The organism is Vibrio sp. T11.5 (assembly GCF_027587155.1).
GTDB lineage: Bacteria > Pseudomonadota > Gammaproteobacteria > Enterobacterales > Vibrionaceae > Vibrio > Vibrio neptunius.
This window is the reverse complement of record NZ_JAPPTP010000060.1, coordinates 1-1237: the sequence shown is the minus strand read 5'-3', so window position 1 is coordinate 1237 and position 1237 is coordinate 1. Positions and strand designations below refer to the sequence as shown.

1 protein-coding gene is annotated in these 1237 nt (G+C 54.7%); it reads left to right on the top strand.

All coding sequences use genetic code 11. From position 1 onward, the window contains the following. A partial coding sequence (locus OH455_RS23160) for a toxin VasX (protein WP_269982933.1) occupies positions 1-1237 on the top strand: 1237 nt, incomplete at both ends.

The window sequence follows — 1237 nt, the reverse complement described above, 5'->3', positions numbered from 1 at the left end:
GAGAAACCGTTTCCCGTGGTGAAGGTCGCCACGGCGAATCAAAGCGCCTTTGCCGCCTTGGCTCCGGTGCGCTACGCCATCGACAACCGAGACCTCAACACACTCAATGATGAGGTGGTCAAAGGGCTCAACCCCATCACTGACACCACACTCTTCCCGGGCGGCGTGCTGCGCTCAGACAAACTCCCTTATACCTTACGGCAGCTGCGCGATGGCTGGCTCTATGCCCTCAGCCAAGACCCCGAGACCGACGCTTGGTCTGTGGCTGAATACCAAGTAATCAAAGGTGAGTTCTACCGTTTTGTTGGTGATCTGGCCGAAACGCGATATAACGCAGACGCTGAAAAGCCTCATGCTTACGTGCTTTATCAAACTGGCCGGCCCTATTTTATCGGTTATGCGAGCCAGCGCTGGACACAAAACCTGCAAGATTTCTACACAGGCGATACTCCAGAGAGCCAACAAGCACGACAAGCCTGGCTGCGCGATATCACCGCCCCAACCCATCGTCTGCCGGTTGAACAAATCTCAAAAGAAGTGGCCGATGTCGGCAAAGAAGACTTAAGCGCGTTTTATTTGACCTGCGCCTCTCCCACGGTGACCGAAGCCGATGACCAAGGGCTTATCACCCCACTGCAGCCTGCGTCCCTCATCAGCTACCAGTATCAAGCTCCCCTGTTGTGCGCCCACCATTTTGTCGCTTTGGATGACCCCTTGGCTGACTTCACCGACTTGTATCTGCGCCTGGCGCAAGCGGTATTGCCCTTATTGCAAGACGACCACACACAGCGAAAAACCGTGGTGGCGGAAGCCATTCGGAGCTTGGTGCGCATTTCACTGCCACCGGGCACCTTAGACAGTGTGCCGGTCGACAAGGTGATTGAGGTCGAACAAGACCTAGATACCTGTTTGGAATACCACTACTATCAAGCGCAATTGAAGAACGGTAATGCCGTCGGCAATTGGGGCGCCAGTTTGGCTTTAGAAGCGCAACCCGTGATTGCCGCCTACCCTAAAGCCAGAGCCAAACTGAATGAATACGGTATTGCGCCAGCTCTACTGGAGTCACGCTTTAAGGAGTATGTTGAACGGCGTAAAGCGCACCGCCAAGTCAACTGGGCAGACTTAGACACCTTCTATAAAGACTACCTCAACACGCGTCATCACGGCGTCACCATGATAAAGCACGACGCCCCCCATGTGATAAAGGCCATCACCGCCTTAGGCACCGACCCGC